Genomic DNA, 23,321 nt, shown 5'->3' with positions numbered 1-23,321 from the left:
AAACACCTCAAGCGTTGCGATATTCGACCGTCAAGTGAGACAACTCATGAACCGGCGCCAGACGTTCGCGGATGGCGTCGGCACTGACGCTCGCCGTAGCCACGACACTGACAATTGCGGCTCGCGCCTGGGGCCCGACTTGCCAGACATGAAGGTCACTGATGCGGACATCGTCCGTCGATTCAAGCAGCTCACGAATTTCGGCGGCGACGTGCTCGTCGGTGGCGTCGAGCAATACCGCGGCGCTATCGCGCATCAAGCCATAGGCCCATTTCGCGATAACAAGGGCTCCGACGACGCCTATCACCGGGTCCAGCCAGACCCAACCCAAATAGCGCCCGGCCAACAATGCCGCGATAGCCAGTACCGACGTCAATGCATCGGCCAGCACATGGACATACGCCGAGCGCAGGTTGTTATCGTGATGATGGTGACCGTGGTTATGGTTGTGATGATCATGGCCGTGATCCCCATGGTTGCCTGCCAGCAGCAATGCGCTGACGACATTCACCGCCAGCCCCACCACCGCAATCACCGTCGCTTCGGTGAAAGCCACGGTGATAGGTTGAAACAGCCGCAGGATCGATTCGCCGGCGATGCCGATCGACACCAGGCCCAGCACCATGGCAGAAGCAAAAGCCGCCAGATCCCCGACCTTGCCGGTACCGAAGCTGAAGCGCGAATTGTTGGCGTGTCGCCTGGCAAAACTGTAGGCCGCCGCGGCAATGCCCAAGGCCACGGCGTGGGTCGCCATATGAAAGCCGTCCGCCAGTAACGCCATGGAGCCGGTGATATAACCAGCGGCAATCTCGCCAATCATCATCACGAACGTCAGCGCCACCACCCACAACGTGCGGCGAGCATTTTCATCGTGGGCGGCCCCCAGAAACAGATGGTCGTGAGTAAAGCGCGAAGCCTGAGGTGTCAGTGTCATGGGGCAGGCCTCTATTTCGAGTAACGGCGGATGGCTTGCAACAAGTCTTCCACGCCTTCGGCGCGTGCTTCGTCGCTGAGGCCGGGACGTGCCACATGTTCACGGGCGTGGGCGTCGATGAACTGGTCCATCAGACCATTGACCGCACCGCGAATTGCCGCAACCAAGTGCAGGGTTTTGGCGCACTCGGCATCGGACTCCAACGCCCGCTCCACCGCCTGGACCTGACCGGCAATGCGCCGGACGCGATTGAGCAAATCGTCTTTGTGTTCGTGGATGTGCGACATACCTATACCCCCTACCCCTATTTAGGCGGGCATAGTTACCGATATTGCCAGGGCTGGCAAGTCGGGTTGACTGCGTCATGGCTCATCGGCTTGTATCGCGGTAATAGCGGCTGAATTGTGGCGAGGGAGCTTGCTCCCGCTCGGGTGCGCAGCAGCCGCAAAACTGGCGAGTGGAGATTCCCTGACACGCCGCATGCACAGGTTTCAGGGTCGCTGCGCAACCCAACGGGGGCAAGCCCCCTCGCCACAGATAGCAAAAACCCCGCTCTCTCCTCTCAGAGACAGCGGGGTTAATCATTTCAATTCACTCGCCCATCAATCATCCCGCGTCAGCACTTCTAGCAATTCAATCTCGAAAATCAGATTCGAATTCGGCGTAATCGCCCCCATCGAGCGCTCGCCGTAGGCCAGGTGCGCCGGCACCAGCAGCTTGCGCTTACCGCCGACCTGCATGCCCATGATTCCCTGGTCCCAGCCCTTGATTACCCGCCCGGTGCCAATCACGCATTGGAAAGGCTTGCCCCGGCTGTAGGAGGAGTCGAACTCAGTGCCGTCTTCCAGCCACCCACGATATTGGGTGGTGATCAGCGCGCCTTTGACGGCGGCTTTGCCGTCGCCCACTTCAAGGTCGATTACCTGCAACTCATCATTCATTACATTCACTCTATCTGTGCGCTTGCCCGAACGGGCTTGATGGGCGCCGTTTTCCCAGAAATGCGGGCCATTGGCAACCGTTTCGCTCTGTATCCGGCAGTGGTCGTGAACTAATATACCCGCCACCTCCCCCACGGTTCGATACGCCATGAGCGCAATTTCTCAATGAGTCAGCTCTGGACCGACGTCACCATCGGCTCGCTGACCCTTGCCCTGATCGTCGCGCTGATTTGGCGCGATCGTTCGCTGCAAAAGCAGTTGGCCGAGTGCCGCGCGCTGATCGACAGCCTCACCGAGGGACAAAGTATCCACCAGGAAGGCGACGCCGAGCGCTTCAAACGCAGCCAATACTTCGCCCGCATCGGCACCTGGGACTGGGAGGTTGATACCGACAAGCTCTATTGGTCGGATGCAATCTACGGGATGTTCGGGTTCAAGATCGGCGAGGTGACGCCCTCCTACGCCCTGTTCTGTTCCTGTGTGCACCCGGACGACCGGGTCAAGGTCCGCGCCGGTGAATTGCGTTGCCTGGAAACCGGCGAAAACCACGACGAGGAATACCGCGTGGTCTGGCCGGACGGCAGCATCCGCTGGCTGCGGGAGACCGGCAATGTGGTCAAGAATGAGCATGACGCAACGATCAAGATGATGGGCGTGGTCCGCGACATCACCGAGGAAAAAGCCTCCGCCAGCTACCTGCAACACCTGGCCCATTACGACCCGCTGACCGGCCTGCCCAATCGCCTGGTGCTCGAAGAGCGCCTGTCCGCTGCCCTGGAACACGCCCGCCTCAGCGCCACGCGGGTGGCACTGGTGTTTGTCGACCTCAATGGTTTCAAGGCGATCAACGACCACTACGGCCATGCGGCCGGCGACCGCGTGCTGATCACCACCGCGACACGCCTGAAGAAGATCCTGCGTTCAACCGACACCGTTGCCCGGATCGGCGGCGACGAGTTCGTGGTCATCCTCCAAGGACTTCCCCAAGGCAACAGCCTGCAAGACGAAGCCCGCAGCATCTGCCAGAAAATCTTCATCGAACTCGCACCGCCGGTGACCATCGGCAACGACCAGCGCCACATCGGCAGCAGCCTTGGGGTCGCGGTGTTCCCGGACCATGCGCCGAGCATGGACCGGTTGATTCACATTGCCGACCTGGCGATGTATGAGGCCAAGCGCAGCGGGAATAATCAGTATCGGTTGGGGAACATCAGCCCGATACGCGTACACAGCGAATAGCCTTGGGTAAACGCCGCGTCTCTGGGTCGGCAGCATTGATCCGCTTCATGCATCAATACATACCAACTATGCAATTAACATATCGATGTCCCTGCTCCACTATCCACCCCAATAAGAACCGTGCACCGCGTCCAGGCAGTGCACGTCATAAAAGCGGTGGAGTACACGTCAATGACAGCATCAATCCATTCCGGTCGCTCCCGGACCAGTGCGATTTTCCGAGTGACCTCGGGCAACTTCCTCGAGCAATTCGATTTCTTCCTTTTCGGCTTCTATGCCACGCAGATCGCTGCCGTATTTTTCCCTGCCAGCAGCGAGTTTGCGTCCCTGATGATGACGTTCGCGGTGTTCGGCGCGGGCTTCCTGATGCGTCCGTTGGGCGCCGTGATACTGGGCGCATACATCGATGATGTGGGGCGCCGCAAAGGGCTGATCGTCACCCTGTCGATCATGGCCAGCGGTACGATTCTGATTGTGCTGGTGCCCGGATACGAAACCATCGGGCTGTTCGCCCCGGCCATCGTGCTGATCGGCCGATTGCTGCAAGGCTTCTCGGCCGGTGCGGAACTGGGCGGTGTATCGGTGTACCTCGCGGAGATCGCCACTCCCGGCAACAAAGGTTTCTTCACCAGTTGGCAATCAGCGAGCCAGCAAGTGGCGATCATCGTCGCGGCGGCTTTGGGCTATGGTCTGAACCAATGGATGGCGCCGACGATGATTGCCGATTGGGGATGGCGGATTCCGTTTTTCGTCGGCTGCATGATCGTGCCTTTCATCTTCTTCCTGCGCCGTAACCTGGAAGAAACCGAAGAGTTCACCGCCCGTAAACACCGGCCAAGCATGGGCGACGTGTTCCGCACCCTGGGACAGAACTGGGTCATCGTGTTCGCCGGGATGATGATGGTCGCCCTGACCACTACCGCGTTCTATCTGATCACCGTGTACGCGCCGACCTTCGGCAAAACCGTGCTGCACCTCAATACCTCCGATGCGCTGTTGGTGACCTTGCTGGTGGGCGTTTCGAATTTTTTCTGGTTGCCGATTGGCGGCGCGCTTTCAGATCGCATCGGTCGTCGCCCGGTACTGATCGCCATGGCGTTACTGACGTTGGCCACGGCCTACCCAGCGCTGACCTATCTGGTGCAAGCACCGAGCTTCATCAACATGCTGTTGGTGCTGCTGTGGCTGTCGTTCATTTATGGCTTGTACAACGGCGCAATGATCGCCGCACTGACGGAAATCATGCCGGTCGAGGTTCGGGTCGCAGGTTTCTCTTTGGCTTATAGCCTGGCGACGGCGGTGTTCGGCGGTTTCACACCGGCCATATCGACCTTCCTGATCCAGTACACCGGCGATAAGGCCGCACCCGGTTACTGGATGAGTTTCGCCGCGTTCTGTGCCCTGTGCGCGACGCTGTTTCTCTATCGCCGTGCCTCTGGCCGCCTGCAACCGGCCGTGTCGTGAACCACCCAACCTCTAACTGCGAGAGCTATTTGATGAAAAGGTTTTTCAACTTTACCGCCCTGGCTCTGGTGGCCAGTCTCGGTCTGAGTTCGATCGCCCAGGCTGAAGAAATCCGTGTAATGACGTCCGGTGGTTTCACGGCAGCCTACAAAATCCTCGGTCCGAAATTCGCCGAGTCTAGCGGCAACACCCTGGACACCGCCCTCGGTCCATCCATGGGAAAAGCCCCGGAAGCGATTCCCAATCGTCTGGCCCGCGGTGAGAAAGCCGACGTGGTCATCATGGTCGGCTATGCCCTCGACGACCTGATCAAGCAAGGCAAAGTCGATCCCGCTTCACGGGTCGAACTGGCGGATTCGCGGATCGGCATGGTGGTGCGTGAAGGTGCGCCGAAGCCGGACATCAGCTCGGTGGAAGGCCTGAAAAAAACCTTGCTCGACGCCAAGTCAGTCGCCTACTCCGACAGTGCCAGCGGCGTGTATATCGAGGATCAACTGTTCAAGCGTCTGGGCATCGAAAACCAGCTCAAACCCAAATCGAAGATGATCCCGAAAATCCCGGTGGGCTCGGTGGTTGCCACCGGCGATTATCAACTGGGCTTCCAGCAGGTCAGCGAATTGCTACCGGTGCCTGGGGTAAGTTTTGTGGCGAAAATTCCGGAATCGGTGCAATCGGTCACCCGTTTCGCCGCCGGTATTCCGGTCAATGCGCAACACCCGGCCGAGGCCAAGGCGCTGCTTGCGTACCTGGCCTCCAGCGCAGCCCAGCCGGACGTAAAAGCGACGGGGCTGGACTCAGTCAGCCACTGACCGAAGGTTGCTGGACTTTCATTTCCACTACAAGACGCTCCAACGCCAATGCCGCCGGGGTTAACGTACGACCCCGGCGCTTGATCAACCCAACATTGCGCATCACCTGCGGATCGGTCAACGGTACCCGCGTCAGAATCGGGTGGTCCGCCGCCGGCATCGCCATCAACGGCACGGCAGCCACGCCCAACCCGGCCTCCACCAGACCGATCATGGTCGTCACATGACGGGTTTCGCAGATGCTCGGCCGCTGCGGCACCACGCCAGCCAGCGCTTGATCCAGCAAAAAGCGATTGCCCGAAGTCTTGTCCAGCGAGATGTAATCCTGCTGATAAAACTCATCCCATGTCACGCTGCTGCGTCCTGCAAGGGGGTGATCTCGTCTGCACGCCACCACATAACCTTCCTGCACCAGCGGCTCGAATTCGACTTCGGCCTCCAGGGTGCCCATGAAGCTCAAGCCGAAGTCCGCTTCACCGTTGACCACGGCACTCAATACCTCGTGAGCACTGGAGTCGAGCACCTTGACCTTGATCCGCGGAAATTGCCGATGGTAGTGGGCGATCACACGCGGCATGAAGTAGTACGCCGCCGACGGCACACAGGCGACGGTGACATGCCCGAGCCGGGTCGAGGCGACTTCGCTGATACCCAGTAGCGCCACGTCCAGGTCATCCAGCAGGCGTTCGACGCTGGGCATGAAACCACGCCCGGCCTGAGTCAGGCTGACCCGGCGAGTCGTGCGTTCGAACAATTTCACGCCCAGAGCGTCTTCGAGCTTTTCGATCCGCCGGCTGAGGGCTGGTTGGGAGATGCGTACGGTGTCCGCAGCCTTGCGAAAGCTGCCCTGCTCCACCACGGCGCGAAAGGCTTGCAGATCGTTAAGGTCGAAGTTGATGGCCATGGTGCGCACTCGGGAACGAACAGATTGATCAGCTTATCCTATGAATGTCACTAATTGATGCTAAATGTTACGACATCTTGGATGCCTGCAAAATTGCCATCGCGAGGCCCAAACATTTTCGTTCATGGCTGACGCATCCGGCTCCAGCCTTTATCCTTATCGCCCCCGCCGTATCGAGTTTTTGGAGTTTCACATGCCCCATGAAGGCAACCTGTTACAAGCCGCTGTCGTCTTTTTGTTCGCGGCGGTGCTCGCCGTTCCCTTGGCCAAGCGCCTGCAACTGGGGGCGGTGCTCGGCTATCTGTTTGCCGGGGTGATCATCGGGCCGTCGGTGCTGGGTTTGATCGGTAATCCACAAAGCGTCAGCCACATCTCCGAACTCGGGGTGGTGTTGTTGCTGTTCATCATCGGCCTCGAGCTGTCGCCGCGACGTTTGTGGGTGATGCGCAAATCGGTGTTCGGCGTGGGCCTGGCACAGGTGCTGCTGACCGGTTCGGTGATTGGCGTGCTGGCGTTGTTCGCGTTTGGCCAGTCCCTGAACAGTGCCATCGTGTTGGGCTTGGGCCTGGCGTTGTCGTCCACCGCGTTTGGCTTGCAAAGCCTGGCCGAGCGCAAGGAACTGACCAGCCCCCATGGGCGGTTGGCGTTCGCGATTTTGCTGTTCCAGGACATCGCCGCGATCCCGTTGATCGCGATGGTGCCGTTGCTGGCCGGCGGCGATCACACCAGCAGCGCGGCCGAAGATTTGAACCATGGCTTGCGGGTGCTGGGCAGCATCGCGGTGGTGGTGATCGGCGGGCGTTATCTGTTGCGTCCGGTGTTTCGCGTGGTGGCCAAGACCGGTCTGCCGGAGGTGTCCACCGCCACCGCGTTGCTGGTGGTGATCGGTACGGCGTGGCTGATGGACCTGGTGGGCGTGTCCATGGCACTCGGTGCGTTCCTCGCCGGCCTGCTGCTGGCGGATTCCGAATACCGTCACGAGCTGGAGGCGCAGATCGAGCCGTTCAAAGGCCTGCTGCTGGGGCTGTTTTTCATCAGCGTCGGCATGGGCGCCAACTTGAGTCTGCTGCTCAGTGCGCCGGTCGTGGTGCTGGGGCTGACCCTGCTGCTGATCGCCATCAAGCTGCCGCTGCTGTTTGTGGTCGGTCGACTGGCCGGAGGGTTGGGCAAGGTTAATGCGATTCGTCTGGGGATCGTGCTGGCGGCCGGTGGTGAGTTTGCCTTCGTGGTGTTCAAGATCGGTCGGGACCAGGGCTTGTTCGAGCCGCGCCTGTACGACTTGCTGGTGCTGACCATCACCCTGTCGATGGCGCTGACGCCGCTGTTGCTGCTCGCCTGCGCACGCCTGGTCAAACCCAAGGTGCAACCGGTGGAGGTGCCGCAGAAGTTCCGCGAAATCGACGCCGACACGCCCCGCGTGGTCATCGCGGGCATGGGCCGTATGGGTCAGATCGTGGCGCGGATTCTGCGGGCGCAGAACATCAAGTTCATCGCCCTCGACACCTCGGTGGAAACCATCGAACTGTCCCGCAGCTTCGGCGGCGTGCCGGTGTTCTACGGCGACCCGATGCGCCCGGAAATCCTCAGCGCGGCCAAGGTCGAGCAAGCGGAGTTCTTTGTGATCGCCACCGATGATCCGGACACCAACATCAAGACGGCCGAGGTGGTGCACAAGCTGTATCCGCACATCAAGATCATCGCCCGTGCCCGTAACCGTCAGCATGTGCACCGGTTGGTGGATGTCGGGGCGCAGGCGGTGCGGGAGACCTATTACTCCAGCCTGGAAATGACCCGGCGCACCCTCGTTGGACTGGGGCTGACCCAAGCCCAGGCGGATGCGCGGATCAAGCGCTTTACCCATCACGACGAACAGGTGCTGGAGGCTCAGCACGCGGTGTATGACGATGCGGCCAAGGTGATGCAGACGGCGCAGGAAGCGCGGGCGGAACTGGCGAAGTTGTTTGAATCGGATCAGCTGGAAGAGCAAGCGGGCAAGGTTTGAGGTGACAGTGATGACTTCATCGCGAGCAAGCTCGCGATGAACGATAACGCAGTGTTCGAGGCAGCCCGAACGTCCAGGGAAACTTATCGCTGACGCTCGTTGACACCCGCACCAAAGCCCTTGGGCAGCATGCGCGTGAGCGTGTTGTCGCGAACCCAGTAGTGATGGACCAACCCCGCCGCCGCGTGCAAACCGATCAGCCAGTAGCCGGCACTGCCGAGCCACTCATGCCAATGTTTGAATTGCTTGGCCAGCACGGGATCAACCGCCACCGGCGCCGGCAGGAAGAAATCGAAATACGGCATTGGCTTGCCACCGGCGGCCAGCATCAACCAGGCCAATAGCGGTGTTGCAATCATCAGCACATACAGCGCCAGGTGCATGAGGTGCGAGACGCCGGTCTGCCAGGTTGACAGGGCCGGGGTAATCGGTGGCCGGGGCGTGAGACGCCCGAGCAGGCGGACCCAGACCAACGCAAAAATGCTCAATCCGAATAAGCCGTGAAGCCCCAGGAAAAGGCCCCTCGAATCACTTCCACGGGGCAGTAGCCCTTTGATCTCGATGCAGCCATAAACGCCGACGAACAGCGCCAACATCAGCCAGTGCAAGGTGATCGAGAGTTTTCCATACCGGTGTACTGCTGAATCTCGGGTCATACAGAGCCTCTTGAAGATCGGTGGCGGCTGCCGACTCATTTCGTGCAGCCTGGATCCGGTTTCGTCGAACCGACCGGCGCCACCCTGCCTGTCCAGTCTTAAGACAATCTGAAGATAACCTTCAGACTTCGTTAAGAATCGCCTTTGATACTCCCCCCAAACTGACTCGGGGAGGCGTTCTTGCCCATGCACGATTTCGACTGGAACATCCCTCTGCCCCTGCACTTCGGTCAAGCCGAAACCCCGCAGATGAGTCTGGCCAGGGCCTTGCCGGACGATGCCCGGCGACCCGTCTTCGAAGCTTTTATCCAGCAACGTTTTCGCAAGGCCCATGGCGCCGATATCCGCCATTTCATGCCGCAACTGTTCGGCATGAGCGATGAGTCCGGCACGCTGTGTGCGGTAGCCGGCTTACGACTGGCCAGTACCGAACCCTTATTTCTGGAGCGTTACCTGGACGAGGCGATCGATACGCTGATCAGCGCCGCTGCTGGCCAACCCGTGGACCGGGCCGGCATTGTCGAGGTCGGTAACCTGGCCGCCAGCGATACCGGCAGCGCGCGACTGAGCATCATCGCCATCACCTACCTGTTGGCCATGGGCGGGCTGGAATGGGTGGCGTTCACCGGCAATATCGGGCTGGTGAACAGTTTCCATCGCCTGGGCTTGAAGCCGGTGACGCTGTGTGCCGCCGACCCCGAGCGGCTGGGAGAGGACCGTCACCACTGGGGCAGTTATTACGAGAGCCAGCCATGGGTGCATGTCGGCAACATCCGCGCCGGCTTCATTCATTTGCGCAACATCGGCCTGTTCAATCGCCTGGGGCTGCCAACCTCCCTTGAGGAGTCCAGCCATGTCGCCTGAAATGGAGCGTTTCAAACAAACCCTGCGCCATCACGCCGAACACAAAGGCAACGCCGTCGCCCTATGGTGGGGCGATCAGTTGAAACTCGACTACGCCACGCTGTACGCCGAGGTCACGGATCGCCAACAGCGTCTTCGTGATGAGCACGTCAAAGTGGTCGCGCTGGCCCTGGACAACGGTACCGAGGCGATGCTCTGGGACCTGGCCATCCTGTTCGAAGGCCTGACCTGCCTGACGTTGCCGCCCTTCTTCAGCCCGGCACAACGCATTCATTGCCTGCAACAGAGCCAGGCCGAACGGGTGATTGCCGAGCCGGAACTGGACGCCGAACTGCAAGGGGCCGGCTATGAACACACAGGCGAATTCTGGCGTCGTTCCTTCAGCGGCCCGAACCTCATCCCCGAAGGCACCGCCAAACTCACCTTCACTTCCGGCACCACCGGCACACCCAAAGGTGTATGCCTGAGCGCCGAAAGCCTTTTGCGAGTGGCCCGTGAACTGGATCAGGCGAGCAAGCCCACCCATCCGCGACATCACTTGGCACTGCTGCCCCTGGCGATTCTGCTGGAAAACCTCGGCTGTTATGCCGCGCTGTATGCCGGCGCGACCCTCAGCGTGCCGAGCCAGAAAACCCTGGGCATTCAGGGGGCCAGCGGTGTCGATGTGCCGCGCTTGTTGGGGTGTCTGGCCTCCCGCGCGCCCGAGAGCTTGATCCTGGTGCCACAGTTGCTGCTGATGCTGGTCAGCGCCGCCGAGCAAAAAGCGTTCAACCCCCAATCGTTGCGTTTTGCCGCCGTGGGCGGTGCGCGGGTTTCCGAAGAACTGCTGCATCGTGCCCAACGCATCGGCATGCCAGTGTATGAAGGTTACGGATTGTCAGAATGTGCGTCGGTGGTGTGCCTCAATCGCCCCGGAGCACACCGCCCCGGCAGCGTCGGCCGGCCCCTGCCCCATGTCGAAATTCGCCTGGCCGACGACGGCGAAGTGCTGGTCAAGGGCTCGACCCTGCTCGGCTATCTGGGGCAAGCGCCCTACCACGATGAATGGTGGCCGACCGGCGATCTCGGCGAGTTCGACCCGGAAGGTTTTCTCTACCTCAACGGGCGCAAGAAGCATCAGTTCATCACCAGTTTCGGCCGCAACGTCAACCCGGAATGGGTCGAGGCCGAACTCACCCAGCGTCGCCACATCGCCCAGGCGTTCGTCTACGGCGAAGCGATGCCGAGCAACCACGCCCTGCTCTGGCCCCATCGGCCGGACTGCACCGATGAAGAACTGGCCACCGCCGTGGCCCAGGCCAATGAGGCCTTGCCCGATTACGCTCAGGTTCATCACTGGACCCGTCTCGATCAACCCTTCACCCCCGCCAACGGCCTGCTGACCGCCAATGGCCGACCGCGCCGCGATGCCATTGTCGAGCGTTACCGGGCGCTGCTCACTGAATCCGTTTTCCCCGAGGTATCTGCACCATGAGTTTTTTCGACACGCTGCAAGAAGCCACCTATCTAGAACGCCACGAGCTGTTCAATCTGCCGATCATCCGCGATGCCCTTGAGGGCAACGTGAGCCTGGACAGCTACCGCGCCTTCCTCACCCAGGCCTACTACCATGTGCGCCATACCGTGCCGTTGATGATGGCGTGCGGCGCACGTCTGCCGCAGCGTCTGGAATGGCTGCGCAAAGCGGTGTGCGAGTACATCGAGGACGAATACGGCCACGAACAGTGGGTGCTCGACGACATCGCAGCCTGTGGCGGCGACAAAGACGCCGTGCGTGATGGTCGTCCATCGCTGCCGATCGAGTTGATGGTCAGCTTTCTTTACGACCTGATTGCCCGGGACAACCCGGTGGGCCTGTTCGGCATGGTCAACGTGCTGGAAGGCACCAGCATCGCCCTGGCCACCCACGCGGCCGGCAGCATCCGCGAACGCCTGGCGCTGCCGGAGACCGCCTTCAGCTACCTGAGCTCCCACGGCTCACTGGATATCGAACACATGCAGACCTACCGCCGCTTGATGAACCTGCTCGAAGACCCGGCCGATCAGGCCGCGGTGATTCATGCCTCGAAGGTCGTGTACAAGCTCTACACCGACATGTTCCGCGGCCTGCCGCGTGATGGGGAGAATCTGCATGCGCCCGTCTGAGGCTCGCGTGGTATTGACCGGAGCCAGCGGCGGCATCGGCCTGGCCATCGCCGGCACCCTGTGTGCCAGTGGCGCCCATGTATTGGCCGTGGCCCGGCATCGGGAGTCGCTGGAGCCCTTGCTCGAACGCTACCCGGAGCAGTTGCGCTGGGTCGGTGCGGACCTGACCTCGCCCGACGACCGGCGCAACGTGCTGGCCGCGGCCGAAGCCATCGGCGGCATCAACCTGCTGATCAATGCCGCGGGCGTCAATCACTTCGCCATGCTCGAACAGCTCGATGACAGCGAGGTCAACGCCATGCTCGCGGTGAATGTCGGCGCACCGATCTGCCTGACCAAGTTGTTGCTGCCGCTGCTCAAGCAGGCCGAGAGTGCCATGGTGGTGAACGTCGGTTCGACCTACGGCTCCATCGGCTACCCCGGTTACGCCAGCTATTGCGCCACCAAGTTTGCCCTGCGCGGTTTCTCCGAAGCCCTGCGCCGGGAACTGGCCGATACCCGGATCAACGTGCTCTACGTCGCCCCCCGGGCGACCCGCACCAGCATGAACAGTGCGGCGGCCCAAGCGCTGAACGATGCGCTCAAAGCCAATGTCGACGACCCGCAAACCGTTGCCTCGGCGGTCATCCACGCCATTGCCGGTGACCGTCGCGACTTGTACCTGGGCTGGCCGGAACGCTTTTTCGTGCGCCTGAACAGTCTGTTGCCGCATCTGGTGGACCGTGGCTTGCGCAAGCAATTGCCGCTGATCCGTCGCCTGAGTCAGAAGACCGATAAAGAGAGCCTCAAACCATGAAGAAAATTCTCGCCTGCTTGCTGTTCGGGGTACTGAGCCAAAGCGTCTGGGCGCTGGACGCCGCCGATCAGCAGCGCCTCAATGCCATTCAACAAAGCTGGGCGCACATCCAGTACGAATTGCCCGCCGAACAGCGCAGCGCCGCCTTCGAAAAACTCGCAGCCCAGGCCTCGACGTTCACCCGGGAACGCCAATCCCTGGCCGAAGCGTGGATCTGGTCCGGTATCGTCACCAGCAGTTGGGCCGGCGCCCAGGGTGGCCTCGGTGCCCTGAGCAAGGCCAAGGCGGCCAAAGTCGATCTGGAAAAAGCCCTGGCCATCGATCCCAAGGCCCTGCAAGGCTCGGCCTACACCAGCCTCGCGGCGCTGTATGATCGGGTGCCCGGCTGGCCTATCGGTTTCGGCGACGCCGACAAGGCCGAAAAACTGTTGAAGCAGGCCCTGGACCTTAACCCGACCGGCATCGACAGTCTGTACTTCTGGGGCGATCACCTTTACCGTCAAAAGCGCTATGGTGAAGCCAAGCAAGCACTGCAAAAAGCCCTGCAAGCAGCGCCCCGCCCTGGCCGGGAAAGCGCCGACGCCGGGCGGCGCAAAGAGATCGAAGCGTTACTGGTGGACGTGAACAAAAAACTCAACTGACAGGAGTCCGCGTGCGTTTATTACTGATCGAGGATGACGTGGCCCTTGGCGAGGGCATTCATCAGGCCCTGGGCCGTGAGGGTTACACCGTCGACTGGCTGCAGGACGGCAGCAACGCCTTGCATTCACTGCTCAGCGAAACCTTCGATGTGGCCGTGCTCGACCTCGGCCTGCCGCGCATGGACGGTCTGGAAGTGTTGCGCCGCTTGCGTGACAGCGGCTCGAACCTGCCGGTGCTGATCCTCACCTCCCGGGATGCCACTGAAGACCGCATCGCCGGGCTGGATGCCGGCGCCGACGATTACCTGGTTAAACCCTTCGATCTGGCCGAACTCAAGGCTCGCCTGCGAGCTTTGTTGCGCCGCAGTGCCGGTCGCGCGCAAGTGCTGATCGAACACGCTGGCATCTGCCTGAACCCCGGCACCCAGCAAGTCAGCTATCAGGGCGAACCGGTGGCGCTGACGCCCAAGGAATATCAACTGCTCCATGAATTGCTCTCGCCTCCGGGCCGGGTCATGACCCGCGACCACCTGATGCAACTGCTTTACGGCTGGAACGAAGAAGCCGAAAGCAACACCCTGGAAGTGCATATCCATCACCTGCGCAAGAAGTTCTCCACCGACCTGATCCGCACCATTCGTGGGGTGGGTTATCTGGTGGAGGAGCGTCGATGACTTCGATCCGGCGTCGTACCCTGACGCTGATCATCGGCCTGATGCTGACGGGGTTGGCAATCCTCAGCGTGTTCAACCTGCACGACAGCAATCACGAAATCGCCGAAGTCTACGACGCCCAACTGGCGCAGAACGCCCGGCTGCTGCAGGGTGTGATGCGCATGCCACTGGCCAGTCATGAACACGCCGAACTGTATCAAGCGTTCAACAAGGCCTTGAGTGAAGCGGTGCCGGGCGTCGATGGTCACCCCTATGAAGGCAAAATTGCCTTTCAGGTGTGGAATAGCAAAGGCGAAGTGCTGGTGCACACCGCCAGCGCCCCCTCCTTCACCGTGCCGCCGACGACACATGGTTTCAGCGATGTGGTGGATTTGAGCAACCGTCATTGGCGGGTGTTCGTGCTCGAAGACAAAGAGAATGACCTGCGCATCTGGGTCGGTGAACGGGACGACGTGCGTGCAGACCTGGTCGACCGGATCGTGCGTCACACCCTGTGGCCCAATGTGCTGGGCAGCCTGATGCTGGCGGCCATGGTCTGGCTGGCCATTGGCTGGGGGCTCAAACCCCTGGCCGATATGGCGGCAACGTTGCGGGCACGGCACAGCGGTTCTCTGGAGCCGTTGCAACTGACGCCGTTGCCCAGCGAACTGGAACCGATGCAAGCGGCGCTCAATCGCATGCTCGCGCAAATTCAAGAGGTGCTTGGCCGTGAGCGGCGCTTCATCGCCGACGCCGCCCACGAATTACGCACGCCACTGGCCGTGTTGCGGGTGCATGCGCAAAACCTGCTGGAAGCCGGCACGGAACAGGAGCGTCGTGAGTCCCTGGCGTTTCTGATTGCCGGGGTCGACCGCGCCAGCCGTCTGGTCAATCAATTGCTGACCATGGCCCGTCTCGAACCCAAGGCCGTGGTGCCGGTGTTGCACAGCATCGACCTGAGTGAAACCGTGCGCGCCAGCCTGGCCCAGCTCACACCCTGGTTACTGAGCAGGAACCTGGAACTGGCTTTCGACGCGGAGGACCGACCTTTCAAAGTCCTCGCCGACGCCGGCACCATCGACATCGCCCTGAACAACCTCGTCACCAACGCGGCGAATTTTTCGCCGGAGCATGGCGTCATCACCGTGCAATTGAGCCAGGATGACGGGTTCTACAACTTGAGCGTCCAGGACCAGGGACCGGGCATCGACGAAGCGGATCGCGCACGATTGTTCGAACGCTTTTACAGCCGTGGAAACACCGGTGGCGCAGGCTTGGGACTGGCCATCGTCAACACCATCGCGACGCAGCTGGGTGGGCGGATTACCCTGGTCAATCCGCCAGAAGGCGGGTTGCGGGCGACGCTGTCCATTCCTGTTGACCAGCACCATTGAACACTCTGTGGCGAGGGAGCTTGCTCCCGCTGGTCTACGTAGCGGCCCCAAAATCTGAACAATCACCGATTTTTGTGAGTGCTACGCACTCAAGCGGGAGCAAGCTCCCTCGCCACAGGTTTCTCACTGACTCAAGATTCCATTACCCGAGCGAGGCTAGCCCGCGAAGAACGATAACGCGGTGTGCCAGACCTGACGCCTTCGCAGGCAAGTCGGATCGCCGCACCGCTCGTTCCTACAAAGGAATGGAGCCTCGCAGCAGAGCCTGCTCACGCTCACACAACTCCACCACGTAATCCCACAACACCCGCAGCCGCACCGATTTGTGCAGCTCGCGCCGCGTACTGATCCAATAACTGCGCTGGATGCTTTCGTCCGGCAGCAACGGCACCAGTTCAGGATCGGCGCTGGCCATGTAGCACGGCAGCACGGCGATCCCCAGGCCCGAGCGCGCGGCCTGTTGTTGGGCGATGACGCTGGTGCTGTGAAACACCACCTGGGGGTTACGGCAGAAGCTGTTGAGGAACATCAGTTCCTGGCTGAACAACAAGTCGTCGACGTAGCCGATCCACGCATGGCGGCCGAGGTCTTCGCGGCTGCGCAGTGGTGGCGAGCGGTCCAGATAGGCCTGGCTGGCGTAGAGCGCCAGTCGATAGTCGGTGAGTTTGCGGGTGACCAGCATGTCGGCGGCCGGGCGTTCCAGGTGAATGCTGATCTCCGCTTCACGGTTGAGGATGCTGACGAAGCGCGGCACCGCCACCAGCTCCACTTCCAGCCCCGGGTAGCGTTCGAACAAGCCGTTCATGCGGCTGGCGAGGAACATGATGCCCAGCCCCTCCGTCACCCCGACGCGGATCTTGCCCAGCGGCGCGGTGGATTGGGTGATTTCTTCCTGGGCCAGCAACGCGACGTTTTCCATGGCCTCGGCATGCTTGAGCAGCGCTTCGCCGGCCGGGGTCAATTCGTAGCCTTGGGCATGCTGGACGAACAGCGCGGTGCCGAGGCTTTTTTCGATGGCCTCGATGTGCCGGGCCACGGTGGCGTGGGTGGTGTTCAAGCGGCGGGCGGCGGTCAGCAAGCGGCCGCTGCGCTGCAATTCGAGAAAAAACCGCAGGTCATTCCAGTCGAACATGAACCATCCTTGACGTTATGCCGTTAATAACGCTGTTTAAAAACGCACAGCAGCTGCGCAAAAACTAACATTCTTTTAACGAAAGCTAACAACTAGGATGACCGACAACAAGAACAACAATACGAGGTCAGGGATGCAGACTTCCCTTGATGAATACGACTACATTGTGGTCGGCGCCGGCCCTGCCGGGTGTTTGCTGGCCAATCGACTGTCGGCCAACCCGCAACACCGCGTGTTGCTGCTCGAAGCCGGCGGCCGCGACAACTATCCGTGGATTCATATCCCCGTGGGTTACCTGTTCTGCATCGGCAACCCGCGCACCGACTGGTGTTTCAAGACCGAGTCGCAACCGGGCCTGCAAGGCCGCGCCCTGAGCTACCCGCGCGGCAAGGTGCTCGGCGGCTGTTCCTCGATCAACGGCATGATCTACATGCGCGGCCAGGCCGGCGACTACGATGGCTGGGCGGCCGAGGGCAATCCCGGCTGGGGCTGGCAAGACGTGCTGCCGCTGTTCAAACAGAGCGAAAACCATTTTGCCGGCGATTCGGAGTTTCACGGCGCCGCTGGCGAATGGCGGATCGAGCGGCAACGTCTGTCGTGGCCGATTCTCGATGCCTTCCGCACTGCTGCCGAACAAAGCGGCATTGCCAGCATCGATGACTTCAACCAGGGCGACAACGAAGGCTGCGGCTATTTCCAGGTCAACCAGAAAGCCGGGGTGCGCTGGAACGCGGCCAAGGCGTTTCTCAAACCGGTCCGTCACCGCACCAACCTCACGGTGCTGACTGATGTTGAAGTCGACCGCGTGCTGCTGGAAAACGGCCGTGCCTCGGCGATCAGCGCCCGCTGGCAAGATAAGGCGAAAACCTTCAAGGCGCGCAAGGAAATCATCCTGTGTGCCGGCTCCGTCGGTTCACCGGGCATCCTCCAGCGTTCCGGCATCGGCCCTCGCCCGCTGTTGCAACAACTCGGCATCGGCGTTGCCCATGAACTGCCCGGCGTGGGCGGCAACCTGCAGGACCACCTGCAACTGCGGCTGATCTACAAACTGGAAAACGCCCGCACCCTGAACCAGATCGCCGGCACGCTGTGGGGCAAGATGGGCATGGGCCTGCGTTATCTGTATGACCGCAGCGGCCCATTGTCCATGGCCCCAAGCCAACTCGGCGCCTTCGCCCGTTCGGGGCCGGAACAGACCTCGGCGAACCTCGAATACCACGTGCAACCCCTGTCGCTGGAGCGTTTTGGCGAACCGCTGCACGCCTTCCCCGCCTTCACCGCGTCGGTCTGCGATCTGCGCCCGCAAAGCCGTGGCCGGATAGACATTCGCTCTGCCGACCCGCGAGAAGCGCCGCTGATTCAGCCCAATTACCTGAGCCATCCCGAAGACTTGCGCGTGGCAGCCGACGCGATCCGCCTGACCCGCCGCATCGTTCGCGCCCCCGCCCTGCAAGCGTTCAAACCGGTGGAATACCTGCCCGGCGACAGTTTGCAGAGCGAAGAGCAATTGCACGAAGCCGCCGCCCGCATCGGCACCACCATTTTCCACCCGGTGGGCACCTGCCGGATGGGCAACGACGCGGACGCGGTAGTCGACGCTGAGCTGCGGGTGCATGGCATCCCCGGCTTGCGCATCGCCGACGCCTCGATCATGCCGCGCATCACCTCGGGCAACACCTGCTCGCCGACGCTGATGATCGCCGAGAAAGCCGCGCAACTGATCCTCGAAACAACCGCAAGGAGTTTTGCCCCTGACGAAAAAGCACTGACCGCAGTCTCTTGAGCAAAGGAATAGCGGCACCCGCCCACAAGGCTGGCGTCGACAGTGGAACAACAAAAACAATCACTGTGAGGGATACCGATATGTCAGAACATGTTCAGCCCCTGGAAGCCGTCCGCAGCGCGGGCACCAGTCAGGAAACCCAGAAAGTCATCTTCGCCTCGTCCCTGGGGACGGTGTTCGAGTGGTACGACTTTTTCCTCTACGGCGCCCTCGCGGCGGTCATCAGCAAACAGTTCTTCGCAGGGGTCAACGACACCACGGCGTTCATTTTCGCGCTGATGGCCTTCGCCGCCGGCTTCATCGTGCGCCCGTTCGGTGCGTTGGTGTTCGGACGGTTGGGGGACATGATCGGGCGTAAATACACGTTCCTCGCGACCATCGTCCTCATGGGCCTGGCAACCTTTTGCGTCGGTTTGCTGCCGACCTACGCGAGTATCGGCATCGCTGCGCCGATCATCCTCGTGGTGCTGCGCATGCTCCAGGGCCTGGCGCTGGGTGGTGAGTACGGCGGCGCTGCCACTTACGTCGCCGAACACGCACCGATCGGCAAGCGCGGCTTCCACACCAGCTGGATTCAATCCACCGCCACCCTCGGCTTGCTGCTGTCGCTGCTGGTGGTGCTCGGCTGCCGTTACTTCACCGGCGACCAGTTCGAAGTCTGGGGCTGGCGTATTCCGTTTCTGTTTTCGATCGTGCTGCTGGGCATTTCCACCTGGATTCGCCTGAGCCTGCACGAGTCGCCTGCGTTCGTGAAAATGAAAGAGGAAGGCAAACTCTGCAAGTCGCCGCTGCGCGACTCCTTCGGCAAATGGGAAAACCTTAAAGTGGTGCTGATCGCCCTGTTCAGCATCAACGCCGGGCAAGCGGTGACCTTCTATGCCGCGCAGTTCTACGTGCTGTTCTTCCTCACGCAGTTCCTGAAAATGGACCCGGCCCTGGCCAACAGTCTGCTGATTGTCAGCGTGATCATTGGCGCGCCGTTCTTCATCTTTTTTGGCTGGCTGTCGGACAAGGTCGGACGCAAACCCGTGCTGATGATCGGCCTGCTGCTGGCGACTGCACTGTACTTTCCGATCTTCAAGTCCATCGCCCACTACGCCAACCCGGCCATCGACCAGGCCAGCCGTCAGGCACCGATCACCGTGCTGGCCGACCCGGCCACCTGCACCTTCCAGTTCGACCCGGTGGGCAAGGCGAAATTTGATAGCCCGTGCGACAAGGTCAAAACCTTCCTGGTCAAACAGGGCCTGCCCTACAGCAGCGAAGCGGCCCCGACCGGCAGCGGTGTGCAGGTGAGCGTCGGTGACGTGAAGCTCGACGGCTTTGACGAAGCGGCCCTGCGTGGCGCAGTGACCCTGGCCGGGTATCCGTCAAAAGCCGACATCCAGCTGATCAATAAACCGATGATCGTGGTGTTGATCGTCGCGCTGATCATCATCTCCGCCATGTGCTACGGCCCGCTGGCGGCGCTGATGGTCGAACTGTTCCCGACCCGCATTCGCTACACCTCGATGTCCCTGCCCTATCACATCGGCAACGGCTGGTTTGGTGGTTTCCTGCCGACGGTGTCGTTTGCCCTGGTGGTGTACACCGGGGATATTTTCTACGGGCTGTGGTACCCGGTGGTGATTACCGGGGTGAGCCTGGTGGTGGGGATGATGTGTTTGCGCGAGACGAAAAACGTGGACCTCGATAAAAACTGAGCGCTAACGGGAGGTTAGTTTGTGGCGAGGGGGCTAGCCCCCTCGCCACAAAATGCTTTCTGCACATCAGGTCTTGAGCACCTCAAACGTCACTTCGTCAGGATAGAACGCCACATACCCGCCAATCTGCGCAACCGACACCTTGGGGTGCTCATAACTCCATACCGCATTGGCACCTTCATGCCCGGGGATCTGCAGGCTGTAATAGCTGGCATCGCCCTTGTACGGGCAATAGCTGGTGTGGTCGGTGCGGGCGAAATACTGTTCGGCGATGTCCTCCCGCGGGATGTAGTACACCGGAGGATAATTGGTCTCATGCATGACCAGCGCCCGAGTGGACGACGCCACTTGAATGCCATGGAACTTCACCACCACGCAGCCGGATTGGGGGACGATGGAGATGGGACTACCGGCACCTGGGACTTTCATGAAGTAGGTTCCTCTGTTGCTGTTGTGCGGTTTCCGCGCCCCAACAGGTATACCCCATGTTCCGCTATCGCGAGTACTTCGCAGCCGAACGGGAGTCGCTGGATTGACCGCTGTCATCAAACGCAACAGCTCAAGCTGTACATCCATACAGATAAAGATTGCTCCATCGCTCATCAACCGCCATTCTGTGCACCTCTCGAACACTGATCGATGATGGTGGTTATGCGGCTGTACCTCTGTGAAAAACCTTCCCAGGCCAAAGATATCGCGGCCGTGCTCGGCGCCAGGCGTCGAGGCGACGGCTGCTGGCTGGGAACGGACGTCACGGTGACCTGGTGCATCGGCCACCTGCTGGAAACCGCGCCGCCGGATGCCTACGACGCGCGTTACAAGCGCTGGGTGCTGGCGGATCTGCCGATCATTCCCGAAAAATGGAAAATGACCGTCAAGCCGCGCTCGGCCAGCCAGTACAAGGCAGTCAAACGCCTGCTCGGCGAGGCCAGTGAACTGGTGATTGCCACCGACGCCGACCGTGAGGGCGAGATGATCGCCCGGGAACTGGTGGAACATTGCCGTTATCGCGGGCCGATCCAGCGGCTGTGGTTGTCGGCCCTGGACGATGCATCGATCCGCAAGGCGCTGGCGGCGCTCAAGCCGGGGGCCGAGACGTTCAGCCTCTATCATTCGGCGTTGGGGCGCTCCCGGGCCGACTGGTTGATCGGGATGAACATGAGTCGGCTGTTCACCCTGCTGGGGCGTCAGTCCGGCTATCAGGGCGTGTTGCCGGTCGGTCGGGTGCAGACACCGACTTTGCGCCTGGTGGTGGATCGCGACCGTAGCATTGCCGATTTCGTCCCGGTGGCCTACTGGGCCATCGACGTGCAACTGCTGCACGATGGCACTGCGTTCACTGCCCAGTGGCGTGCGGCGTCCGATGCTTGTGACGATCAGGATCGCTGCCTGAACCAGGCGCTGGCCCAGCAGGCGGCTGCAGCCATTGGCAATGCGGCGAGCGCTCGGGTGATCAAGCTACGTACCGTGCGCATGCGCGAAGTCGCGCCGCTGCCGTTCGACCTGGGTACTTTGCAGGAAGTCTGCTCGAAAAAACTCGGGCTCGGCGCCCAGGAAACCCTCGATATCGCCCAGGCCCTGTATGAAACCCATAAAGTCATCACCTACCCGCGCAGCGACTGCGGCTACCTGCCCCTGAGTCAGCACAGCGAAGCGCCGGGTATTCTGGCGGCGCTCCGGCAAGCCGATCCGGCCCTGAACGCCTTGCACGATTATCTGGAGCCGCAACGCCGATCGCGGGCCTGGAACGATGCCAAGGTCAGCGCGCACCACGGCATCATTCCGACCGCCGCGGCGAAGAATCTCGATCGACTGGTGGGCAAGCAACGGGCGGTCTACACCCTGATTCGTGCGCGTTACCTGGCGCAGTTCCTGCCCAACCATGAATACGACCGCACCCAGGCCGACTTCGACTGCGCCGGTGAAGCCTTGCGCGCCGTGGGCAAGCAGATTGTCGAGCCCGGCTGGAAACGCGCCCTGCCCGAAGCCCTCGCGCCCGCCAAGGGCCGCGAAGCACCGGCACCGCAAACACTGCCGACACTGGCCGAAGGGCGTGACTGCGCGGTGGCTGACGTGAAACTCAAGGACCTCTGGACCCAGCCGCCCAAGCCATTCACCGAAGGCGATCTGATCAAGGCAATGAAGAATGTTGCCAAACTGGTGGAAGATCCGCTGCTCAAGCAAAAGCTCAAGGACACCACCGGCATCGGCACCGAAGCCACACGCGCCTCGATCATCCAGGGCCTGCTCGACCGAGGTTATCTGATCAAGAACGGCAAGGCCCTGGCCGCGACGCCGGCGGCTTTCAGCCTGATCGATGCGGTGCCGCGCGCGATTGCCGACCCCGGCACCACGGCGATCTGGGAACAGGCGCTGGACATGGTGCAGAGCGGTGAAATGAGCCTGGAAGAATTCGTCACCAAACAGGCCGCGTGGATGAGCAAGCAAGTGGCGCGTTGCGCCGGCCTGAACCTGACCATCAGCGGGCCGGCAAGCCCGGCCGGGCGTGGCGCCACACCGTGGAAAAACAAACGCAAACCCGCCAAACGCAAGCCTTCGACTGGCGCCAAGCGCGCGGCGAAACCGGCGGGCAAGGTTTGAGGGCAGCGAATCGAAATGGTCTAGTGTTCTTCAATGTCAGTTAAGACACCGAAGGTACGACCATGGCGACAATCAGGAGCCAGCCCTCGATAGAACTGCACGCCGCCCAGCGCGACGAACTGGAAACCATCGAAAACCTGATGCAGTTCTACATGTACGATTTCAGCGAATGGCTGCCGCTGAAGCTCGGGGAACATGGTTACTTCAACATCCAGCCCAGACTGGACTACTGGCGCAACCCGGCAACCCGGCCGTTTCTGATCAAGGTCGACGGCGAGCTGGCGGGGTTCGTGACCGTGGATAACGAAACCCATATCGTCGACGCCGAGTACAACATCGGCTACTTTTTTGTCAGTCGACGCTTTCGTGGCCAAGGTGTCGCGAAGTTTGTCGTCTCTGCCCTCTTGAGCCGCTTCCCCGGTCAATGGCAGATTTTCCACATCGATGCCAACCAGCCTGCGCGGCTGTTCTGGGCCAGGGTGATGCCCGATCTCACGGGCGGAGCATTCACCGTGCATCAGCTGCCGATCGACGGTTATCCATGCACCGTTTACCGCTTTGAAAGATCGCAGCCTTCGGCAACGCCTACGGGGCCGGGGTAAGCGCTGCCGAAGACTCCAAACGGTGGCCACGCTGACTTTCTAATTCCAAAACCACTTT

Annotated in this window: 22 protein-coding genes; 15 read left to right on the top strand and 7 right to left on the bottom strand. The window is 61.2% G+C overall.

Annotated elements, in window-relative coordinates; all coding sequences use genetic code 11:
* Positions 1-7: 7 nt before the first annotated feature.
* From dmeF to F475_RS06515, 3 genes are all read right to left on the bottom strand, one after another.
* Positions 8-934: a CDF family Co(II)/Ni(II) efflux transporter DmeF gene (gene dmeF, locus F475_RS06525; protein WP_064618335.1), complete on the bottom strand. Its 927-nt coding sequence runs from the start codon at positions 932-934 to the stop codon at positions 8-10.
* Between the two features lie 11 nt (positions 935-945).
* Positions 946-1,221, bottom strand: coding sequence for a metal/formaldehyde-sensitive transcriptional repressor (locus F475_RS06520; RefSeq protein WP_019648873.1), 276 nt, complete (start codon positions 1,219-1,221; stop codon positions 946-948).
* A 315-nt stretch (positions 1,222-1,536) separates the two neighbouring features.
* Positions 1,537-1,875, bottom strand: a complete 339-nt coding sequence (locus F475_RS06515) for an FKBP-type peptidyl-prolyl cis-trans isomerase (protein ID WP_018929733.1) — start codon at positions 1,873-1,875, stop codon at positions 1,537-1,539.
* Between the two features lie 165 nt (positions 1,876-2,040).
* Here F475_RS06515 and F475_RS06510 point away from each other — a divergent pair, with 165 nt between their 5' ends.
* The 3 genes from F475_RS06510 to F475_RS06500 all read left to right on the top strand — a co-directional run bounded on the left by F475_RS06510 (position 2,041) and on the right by F475_RS06500 (position 5,387).
* Complete coding sequence (locus F475_RS06510) at positions 2,041-3,114, top strand: sensor domain-containing diguanylate cyclase (RefSeq protein WP_018929735.1); 1,074 nt, start codon at positions 2,041-2,043, stop codon at positions 3,112-3,114.
* Positions 3,115-3,285: 171 nt separating this feature from the next.
* Positions 3,286-4,578 carry an MFS transporter gene (locus tag F475_RS06505; protein WP_018929736.1) on the top strand — a complete coding sequence of 431 codons (1,293 nt, stop codon included), beginning with the start codon at positions 3,286-3,288 and terminating at the stop codon, positions 4,576-4,578.
* A gap of 32 nt (positions 4,579-4,610) precedes the next feature.
* Entirely contained in the window at positions 4,611-5,387 is a 777-nt protein-coding gene (locus tag F475_RS06500) for a substrate-binding domain-containing protein (RefSeq protein WP_019579429.1), read from the top strand.
* On the opposite strand, the gene F475_RS06495 is transcribed toward F475_RS06500, so the two are convergent.
* A complete protein-coding gene (locus F475_RS06495; RefSeq protein ID WP_111453478.1) occupies positions 5,377-6,291 on the bottom strand; it encodes a LysR family transcriptional regulator in 915 nt (304 codons plus the stop codon). The genes F475_RS06500 and F475_RS06495 overlap by 11 nt on opposite strands.
* 193 nt (positions 6,292-6,484) lie before the next feature.
* On the opposite strand from F475_RS06495, the gene F475_RS06490 reads away from it, so the two are divergent.
* Complete coding sequence (locus tag F475_RS06490; RefSeq protein WP_111453477.1) at positions 6,485-8,293, top strand: monovalent cation:proton antiporter-2 (CPA2) family protein; 1,809 nt, start codon at positions 6,485-6,487, stop codon at positions 8,291-8,293.
* A gap of 83 nt (positions 8,294-8,376) precedes the next feature.
* Here F475_RS06490 and F475_RS06485 read toward each other — a convergent pair whose 3' ends face one another.
* Positions 8,377-8,949, bottom strand: coding sequence for a cytochrome b (locus tag F475_RS06485; RefSeq protein WP_026286689.1), 573 nt, complete (start codon positions 8,947-8,949; stop codon positions 8,377-8,379).
* A gap of 186 nt (positions 8,950-9,135) precedes the next feature.
* Here F475_RS06485 and F475_RS06480 point away from each other — a divergent pair, with 186 nt between their 5' ends.
* The 7 genes from F475_RS06480 to F475_RS06450 are packed head-to-tail and all read left to right on the top strand — an operon-like array spanning position 9,136 to position 15,442.
* On the top strand, positions 9,136-9,813 hold the full coding sequence (locus F475_RS06480; RefSeq protein ID WP_111453476.1) for a thermostable hemolysin: 678 nt from the start codon (positions 9,136-9,138) through the stop codon (positions 9,811-9,813).
* Positions 9,803-11,287: an AMP-binding protein gene (locus F475_RS06475; RefSeq protein ID WP_111453475.1), complete on the top strand. Its 1,485-nt coding sequence runs from the start codon at positions 9,803-9,805 to the stop codon at positions 11,285-11,287. The genes F475_RS06480 and F475_RS06475 overlap by 11 nt, the downstream gene beginning before the upstream one ends.
* Positions 11,284-11,958, top strand: a complete 675-nt coding sequence (locus F475_RS06470) for a TenA family transcriptional regulator (protein WP_111453474.1) — start codon at positions 11,284-11,286, stop codon at positions 11,956-11,958. The genes F475_RS06475 and F475_RS06470 overlap by 4 nt, the downstream gene beginning before the upstream one ends.
* On the top strand, positions 11,945-12,754 hold the full coding sequence (locus tag F475_RS06465; RefSeq protein ID WP_105345620.1) for an SDR family oxidoreductase: 810 nt from the start codon (positions 11,945-11,947) through the stop codon (positions 12,752-12,754). Before F475_RS06470 ends, F475_RS06465 begins: the two co-directional genes overlap by 14 nt.
* Positions 12,751-13,395, top strand: a complete 645-nt coding sequence (locus F475_RS06460; RefSeq protein WP_111453473.1) for a tetratricopeptide repeat protein — start codon at positions 12,751-12,753, stop codon at positions 13,393-13,395. Before F475_RS06465 ends, F475_RS06460 begins: the two co-directional genes overlap by 4 nt.
* A gap of 11 nt (positions 13,396-13,406) precedes the next feature.
* Complete coding sequence (locus tag F475_RS06455) at positions 13,407-14,069, top strand: response regulator (RefSeq protein WP_018929746.1); 663 nt, start codon at positions 13,407-13,409, stop codon at positions 14,067-14,069.
* Positions 14,066-15,442: an ATP-binding protein gene (locus tag F475_RS06450; protein WP_111453472.1), complete on the top strand. Its 1,377-nt coding sequence runs from the start codon at positions 14,066-14,068 to the stop codon at positions 15,440-15,442. The genes F475_RS06455 and F475_RS06450 overlap by 4 nt, the downstream gene beginning before the upstream one ends.
* 235 nt (positions 15,443-15,677) lie before the next feature.
* Here F475_RS06450 and F475_RS06440 read toward each other — a convergent pair whose 3' ends face one another.
* A complete protein-coding gene (locus F475_RS06440; protein ID WP_018929748.1) occupies positions 15,678-16,574 on the bottom strand; it encodes a LysR family transcriptional regulator in 897 nt (298 codons plus the stop codon).
* A 133-nt stretch (positions 16,575-16,707) separates the two neighbouring features.
* On the opposite strand from F475_RS06440, the gene F475_RS06430 reads away from it, so the two are divergent.
* Both F475_RS06430 and F475_RS06425 read left to right on the top strand, forming a co-directional pair.
* Positions 16,708-18,357: a GMC family oxidoreductase gene (locus tag F475_RS06430; protein WP_064618346.1), complete on the top strand. Its 1,650-nt coding sequence runs from the start codon at positions 16,708-16,710 to the stop codon at positions 18,355-18,357.
* Positions 18,358-18,437: 80 nt separating this feature from the next.
* Entirely contained in the window at positions 18,438-20,060 is a 1,623-nt protein-coding gene (locus F475_RS06425; RefSeq protein ID WP_018929750.1) for an MFS transporter, read from the top strand.
* A 66-nt stretch (positions 20,061-20,126) separates the two neighbouring features.
* On the opposite strand, the gene F475_RS06420 is transcribed toward F475_RS06425, so the two are convergent.
* Positions 20,127-20,489, bottom strand: a complete 363-nt coding sequence (locus tag F475_RS06420; protein WP_111453470.1) for a DUF427 domain-containing protein — start codon at positions 20,487-20,489, stop codon at positions 20,127-20,129.
* 222 nt (positions 20,490-20,711) lie between these two features.
* Between F475_RS06420 and F475_RS06415 the strand changes: the two genes are divergently transcribed.
* Together F475_RS06415 and F475_RS06410 are read left to right on the top strand one after the other, a co-directional pair.
* A complete protein-coding gene (locus F475_RS06415) occupies positions 20,712-22,661 on the top strand; it encodes a DNA topoisomerase III (protein ID WP_111453469.1) in 1,950 nt (649 codons plus the stop codon).
* Positions 22,662-22,723: 62 nt separating this feature from the next.
* A complete protein-coding gene (locus tag F475_RS06410) occupies positions 22,724-23,263 on the top strand; it encodes a GNAT family N-acetyltransferase (protein ID WP_111453468.1) in 540 nt (179 codons plus the stop codon).
* The last annotated feature ends 58 nt before the right edge of the window (positions 23,264-23,321 follow it).

Origin of the sequence: Pseudomonas sp. URMO17WK12:I6 (assembly GCF_003253625.1) — a bacterium.
Taxonomy (GTDB): Bacteria; Pseudomonadota; Gammaproteobacteria; order Pseudomonadales; family Pseudomonadaceae; genus Aquipseudomonas.
Note: the sequence above shows the minus strand (reverse complement) of the source record. Positions and strands in the feature narration are given on the sequence as shown.